This is a genomic window from Rathayibacter sp. AY1E3 (assembly GCF_002932235.1).
Taxonomy (GTDB): domain Bacteria; phylum Actinomycetota; class Actinomycetes; order Actinomycetales; family Microbacteriaceae; genus Rathayibacter.
The window spans coordinates 1-6221 of record NZ_PSVN01000038.1 but is presented as its reverse complement, the minus strand read 5'-3'; the positions used below and the strand labels follow the sequence as shown (position 1 = coordinate 6221).

Here is a 6221-nt window from a genome sequence, read left to right as displayed (position 1 = left end):
GTGCCGGGCGCGACGCGCGCCGCGGGGGGGGCGGCGTCCGCCCGTTGACTTCCCAGGTGCGCGGCCGTGCTCGCGGGTCCGGGGGCACTCACCGACTCGCGGTCCGTTCTCCTCCGGCTCCTGCTCCGTTCTCCTCCGGCTTCGACGACTGTCCAGGAGTTGTCGCACTCGAGCTCGAGTGCGACGACTTCTGCGCACTCGGCGACGACCGCTGGGACAGGCCCGGCGGCTCGCGACCACGCGGAAGCGGCCGTACTGGAGCGCGAGTACGGCGACTTCGGAGGAGTGGCGACCGGCTCGAGTGCGCGGGTCCGCGAGTGCTCAAGAGTTGTCGCAGTCGACGCCGAGTGCGACAAGTTCTGGACAGTGGGGGGAGGGGCTCCGGGTTAGGGCTCGCGAGTGCTCGGGAGTTGTCGCAGTCGAGGCCGAGTGCGACGACTTCTGGACAGTGGGGGGAGGGGCTCCGGGGTGAGGGCTCGCGAGTGCTCAGGAGTTGTCGCAGTCGACGCCGAGTGCGACGACTTTCGGACAGTGGGGGAGGGGCTCCGGGTGAGCGCTTGCGAGTGCTCAAGCGTTGTCGCAGTCGACGCCGAGTGCGACAAGTTCTTGGACAGTGGGGAGGCTCCGGGGTGAGGGCTCGCGAGTGCTCGGGAGTCGTCGCAGTCGCGGCCGAGTGCGACGACTTCTGGACGGTGGGCGGCGTCCGAGCGGCGTCAGGGACCCCGGCAGCACCCGTCAGGGACCCCGGCAGCACCCGTCAGGGACCCCGGCGGCACGCATCCGGGGCCCCCGCGGCGCGCGTCGCGCCCGGCACCCGCGACCTAGGGTGAGGGCATGCATCCGCTCGACGCCCAGGACCCGCTCGCGCACTGCCCCGAGCTGTTCGTCCGCACCCCCGAGGTCCGCTCCTACCTCGACGGCAACTCGCTCGGCCGGCCGCTGCGCGCGAGCGTCGCCCGGCTCGCGCGGTTCGCGGAGGAGGAGTGGGGCGGCCGCCTCATCCGCGGCTGGGAGGAGGGCTGGCTCGACATGCCGCTCGAGGTCGGCGACGCCCTCGGCTCCGCGGTGCTGGGAGCCGCGGCCGGGCAGACGGTCGTCGCCGACTCCACGACCGTCCTGCTCTACAAGCTCACCCGCGCGGCGATCGCCCGCCAGGCGGAGCAGGGGCGCGACGAGATCGTCGTGGACACCGACAACTTCCCCACCGACCGGTACGTGCTGGAGGGCATCGCGGCCGAGACCGGCAGCACGCTCCGCTGGATCGACTCCGACCCCGGGAGCGGCGTCGGCCCCGACGACCTCGCCCCGGCGCTCGGCGAGCGGACGGCGCTGGTGCTGCTCAGCCACGTCGCGTACCGCTCGGGGTTCCTCGCCGACGCCGCGGCGATCACCGCCCAGGCGCACGAGGCCGGCGCGCTCGTGCTCTGGGACGCCTCCCACTCCGTCGGCTCGGTGCCGCTCGAGCTCGACGAGTGGGGCGCGGACCTCGCGGTCGGCTGCTCCTACAAGTACCTCAACGGAGGCCCGGGGGCGCCCGCGTGGGCGTACGTCGCCTCCCGGCACCAGGGCTCGCTCGCGCAGCCGGTGCAGGGCTGGATGGGCGTCGCCGACATGTTCGAGATGGGACCCGGCTACCGTCCGGCCGAGGGGATGCGGCGCTTCCTCAGCGGGACTCCGCCGATCACGGGGATGCTCGCGATGCAGGACATGATCGCGCTGATCGCCTCGGTGGGCATGCCCGCGGTGCGCGCGAAGTCGGAGGCGATGACGGCGTACGCGCTGGAGCTGGCCGACGCGTGGCTGGTGCCGCGCGGGGTGCGGGTGGCGACTCCGCTCGACCCCGCCCGGCGCGGCTCGCACGTGACGATCGCGCACGAGTCGTTCGCCGGCCTGGTCCCGCGGCTGCAGGCGGAGGGGATCGTGCCGGACTTCCGCCGACCCGACGGCATCCGGATCGGCCTCTCGCCGCTGTCGACCACCTTCGCCGAGCTGGAGCTGGGCATGGCGGCCATCAGGGACGCGCTGGACTGAGCGGGCCGGGGCTCGGCGAGGCGGCTGTTCCCGGCCCCACCCCTGGCCTCACCGCGCGTCGCGCGTCCGGCGGGTGCTCTCCTTCTGCAGGGCCTCGACGAGCTCCGCCTTCGTCATGCGCGAGCGGCCGGAGACGTCCAGGCGCTTGGCGAGGTCCATCAGGTGCGCCTTGGTCGCGTTCGCGTCCACTCCGCCCGCCGTCTCGCCCCCGGGGGAGCGGCCGTGGCCCTCGGCGCGGGAGTCGGAGGGGCCGCTCTCGGCCTTGCGCTCCCAGTGGTCGCCGACCTTCTCGTACTCGTGCTTCAGCGCGGCGAAGGCCGTGCGGTGGGCGCGCTCACCGTCGCCGTAGCTGTCGACGGCCGAGTCGTGCGCGGCCGACCAGAGCTTCTGCGCGTGCTCGTCGGAGCGCTCGATGGTGGACGGGATCTGTTCCTCGCGGGGCATGGCGGCCTCCCTCTCGTCCTCCGACGCTACGTCGGGTCGGAGGCGCCGGTCACCCCGTTGACGAGCGCTCGGCGGGCGCCTCCGTCCCCGGAGCGCACTCGGGAGGCCGCTGCCGGTGTTCTCACCGGGCCGACGCCGATGATGGGGCGATGTTCATCCCGACCAGAGCCGCCGGTCTCGAGGCGCTCGACGACTTCGTCGCCCGCGCGGGCTCCGCCTACGCCCGCGACCGCAACCACGACCTCGGACCGTCCCGGGACAACGTCTCCGGACTCTCGCCCTACCTCCGCCACCGCCTCGTCACCGAGCGGGAGGTCGTCGCCGCGGTCCTCGCGCGCCACCGGCTGACCGCCGCGGAGAAGTTCGTCCAGGAGGTGTTCTGGCGCACCTACTGGAAGGGCTGGCTCGAGCAGAACCCGGATGTCTGGCGCCGCTACCGCCGCGAGGTGGCGGACTCCTCCGCGGGCGATCCTCCGCCCGGCTACCTCGACGCGATCGGCGGACGCAGCGGCATCGACGCGATGGACGCGTGGGTGAGCGAGCTCGTCGAGACCGGGTACCTCCACAACCACACCCGCATGTGGTTCGCGAGCATCTGGATCTTCACCCTCGGACTGCCCTGGCAGCTCGGCGCCGACTTCTTCTACCGGCACCTGCTCGACGGCGACGCCGCGTCCAACACCCTGTCGTGGCGATGGGTCGCCGGCCTGCAGACTCCGGGCAAGACCTACCTCGCCTCCGCGTCCAACATCGCGCGCTACACGGAGGGGCGCTTCTCGCCGAGCGGCCTCGCCACCACGGCCCCCGCGCTCACCGAGGAGCCCTTCCCGCCGCGGGCACCGCTCGAGCAGGACGACGTCGTGGGGACCTTCGGCGCCCGCCCCGGCCTCCTGCTGCACGAGGAGGACCTCGAGGCGGAGAGCCTGCTCGCCGAGCAGCCGGGTCTGGCTGAGCGCCTCGTCGCGTGCGCCGTCGCCGGGGACGCGGGCGGGCGCTCGCCGTCCGGAGTCTCCGACGCGGTCGCCGCCTTCACCGCCGCGGCGCTCGCCGACGCCGCCGAGCGCACCTCCGACTCCAGCGGCCGGCCGGCGCGGGTGCTGGCGGACGCGCGTGCCGCGACGGTCGTCGACTGGGCGGTCTCCGAGCGGATCGACACGGTGGTCGTTCCGTACGCTCCGGTCGGGCCCGTCGGCGAGCGGGTGGAGGCGCTCCGCTCGGCTCTCGCCGACGAGGGGGTCGCGCTCGTCACCGTGCGCCGCCGCTGGGACGGTGCGGCGTGGCCGTCGGCGTCGCGGGGGTTCTTCCCGTTCCGGAAGCGGATCCCGGCGCTGGTGCGCGACCTCGTCGAGCCCGCCGACGCGGCCCGCCTGTTCTGAGTGGCGTCCTGTGAGCCGCGTCCTGTGACCCGCGTCCTGTGACCCGCGTCCTGTAGGCCGCGTCCCGCGTCCCGCGTCCCGCATCCCGCATCCCGCGAGCCGCGAGCCGCGAGCCGTGTCCTGTGAGCCCCGTCCCGCGACCCACGTCCTGTGAGCCCCGTCCCGCGGAACCTGCCTGGTCCCGCGGGGCGGGTGCCGCTCAGCCGAGCAGGCGGTCGCGGAGGAAGTCGCTCGCGAAGCGGTCCGAGGGGTCCCACTCGGAGCGGAGGGTGCGCCACTCCTCGAGGTGCGGGTAGAGCGGCGCGATCTCGTCGGCTCCGGCGAGGAAGTGCTTGCCCCAGTGCGGCCGGGCGCCGAGCGGCAGCAGCGCGCCCTCGACGGCGGGGAGCACGGCGTCGACGCCGGCGCGGTCCTTCTTGAAGGTGAAGTGCACGCCGACGCTGTCGCGGCCTCCGGCGGGGGAGAGCCACTGGTCGTCGCCCGCCATGGTCCGCAGCTCCGTGATGAGCAGGACGTCGTCGATCCGCTCGCCGATCGCGCGCAGCGCCACGATCGCCTCGCGGACGTTCGCGCGCGGCACCATGTACTCGCTCTGGATCTCGTCGCCCGCGCTCGGCTCGCGGTCGAGGCGGAAGTGCGGCAGGCGCTCGGACCACGGTCCGACGGAGCCGCCGAACGGGTTCAGGTTGGAGTCGACACCCTCCGAGACGGCGAAGAGGCTCGCGGAGGCGGCGACCGCGCCCAGGTGCGTCGCGTCGACGTCGGCGACGGATCCCGCCGCCACCTTGGTCTTCAGCCACAGCTGCTCCACGGTCGGCGAGGACCAGTGGGTCATGAGGCTGACGCTGTAGGCGGAGGAGGTGATCGCGTCGAAGTCGTCGAGCACGCGCTCCCAGGGCAGGTCGACGAACGCGTCCTGGCGGACGTCGAAGGTCGGCTGGATGTCGAGGGTCACGCGGGTGACGATGCCGAAGGCGCCGAGGCCGACGACGACGCCCTCGAAGCCCGGCTCCCCGCGGCGGATCGTGCGCAGCGAGCCGTCGGCGGTGACGAGCTCGAGCGCCGAGACGGCGGAGGAGAGGTTCGCGTTGCGGTCGCCCGAGCCGTGGGTGCCGGTCGCGATGGCGCCGGCGACCGAGATGTGCGGGAGAGAGCCCATGTTGTGCAGGGCGTAGCCGTTGCTGTGCAGGTGTGCGGCGACGACGCCGTAGCGGGTGGCGCCGCCGACGGTGACGGTGCTCGCCTCGGCGTCGATCACGGGGTCGGAGGCGAGGCGCCCCAGGTGCAGCAGTGCGCCGGGGGTGTCGGGCAGGGAGTTGAAGGAGTGGCGGCTGCCGAGGGCGCGGACGCGCTCGTTCTCGCGGACGAGGCGCTGCACCTCCTCGACGGACTCCGGCTCGATGATGGCGGCGGCGCGGTACTCGTAGGTGCCCGCCCAGTTGCTCCGTGAGGTCATGGGTCCATTCTGCCGGGTGCGCGGGGGATTTGTTGTTGGTTGCAACGAATGGCATGGTAACGCACGGGACGCGGCAGGACGGAACGGCGTGGATTTTGTTCGGGGCGCACTCCGGGCCCCTGACGGGGAGGGCGGCGATGACCGCGCGCAGACGATCCCGCTCCGATCTGTTCCGGGTGAGCGTGAGCCTCCTGGTCACCATCGTGGTGGTGCTGCTCGTCCGGGCGACGGGGCCGTCGATGCGACGGCGACCCTCGTTCCGGTCCATCTGCTCGGCTGGCCGCTCTCCACCGCCCTCTCTGTGGGCTGGAGCGCCGCCTCCTCCTCGCGCCTCGACGAGCAGGCGCTGCGGAGCACCGCCGAGGAGGAGGCGCGCGGCGAGCGGCGCCTCCTCTCGCGGATGGCGGGAGCGACCGGGGCGACCGGCACGACGCTGCCGGCGGCGGTGCCGGCGATCGTGGTCACGGTGGCGATCGCGCAGAGGACGAAATCCCGCAGCGAGCCCCTCTCCATCGCCGCCGCCCTGCTCGCCGTCGCGAGCTCGTGGGTGCTGATGGTCTTCTCGGTCGCACGGGCCTGCCTGCGCCTCGAGTCGCGGTCGCCCCGGCGGTCGCAGGCGCGCTTCGCCTTCGAGGAGGCGCCGCACTTCAGTGACGACGCGACCCTCGCGCTCCTGCTGTCCACGATGGCGGCCACGGTCTCGGCCGAGATCCGCTCGAGAGAGGGCTGGCGCCTGGTGCGCGCGAACGTCGTCATCACGTTCGCCTTCGACTCGGTCATCATCGCGATGACGGTGTCGCTGCTGTTCGGCGGACTCACGGCCTGAGACGGCGGGAGCGGAGCGTCCGGCCGTCGCCGAGGGAGATGTCAGCGTCTCCACCGGCGCCGCCACCCGACTCCGCGCCGAGCCCGGC

5 protein-coding genes are annotated in these 6221 nt (G+C 73.5%); 3 read left to right on the top strand and 2 right to left on the bottom strand.

The annotated features are described in order from the left end of the window. Positions 1–834 precede the first annotated feature (834 nt). A complete protein-coding gene (locus tag C5C53_RS16480) occupies positions 835–2031 on the top strand; it encodes a kynureninase (RefSeq protein ID WP_104268040.1) in 1197 nt (398 codons plus the stop codon). A gap of 48 nt (positions 2032–2079) precedes the next feature. Here the strand turns inward: C5C53_RS16480 and C5C53_RS16475 are convergent, their stop codons facing one another. Further along, positions 2080–2475, bottom strand: coding sequence for a ChaB family protein (locus tag C5C53_RS16475; RefSeq protein WP_104225169.1), 396 nt, complete (start codon positions 2473–2475; stop codon positions 2080–2082). 149 nt (positions 2476–2624) lie between these two features. On the opposite strand from C5C53_RS16475, the gene C5C53_RS16470 reads away from it, so the two are divergent. Continuing rightward, positions 2625–3851 carry an FAD-binding domain-containing protein gene (locus tag C5C53_RS16470; protein WP_104268039.1) on the top strand — a complete coding sequence of 409 codons (1227 nt, stop codon included), beginning with the start codon at positions 2625–2627 and terminating at the stop codon, positions 3849–3851. Between the two features lie 199 nt (positions 3852–4050). On the opposite strand, the gene C5C53_RS16465 is transcribed toward C5C53_RS16470, so the two are convergent. Then, positions 4051–5307 (bottom strand): FAD-binding protein, encoded by a 1257-nt coding sequence (locus tag C5C53_RS16465; RefSeq protein ID WP_104268038.1) that lies wholly within the window; start codon positions 5305–5307, stop codon positions 4051–4053. Here C5C53_RS16465 and C5C53_RS17535 point away from each other — a divergent pair. Then, on the top strand, positions 5306–6133 hold the full coding sequence (locus C5C53_RS17535) for a DUF1345 domain-containing protein (RefSeq protein ID WP_104268037.1): 828 nt from the start codon (positions 5306–5308) through the stop codon (positions 6131–6133). The genes C5C53_RS16465 and C5C53_RS17535 overlap by 2 nt on opposite strands. Positions 6134–6221: the final 88 nt, after the last annotated feature.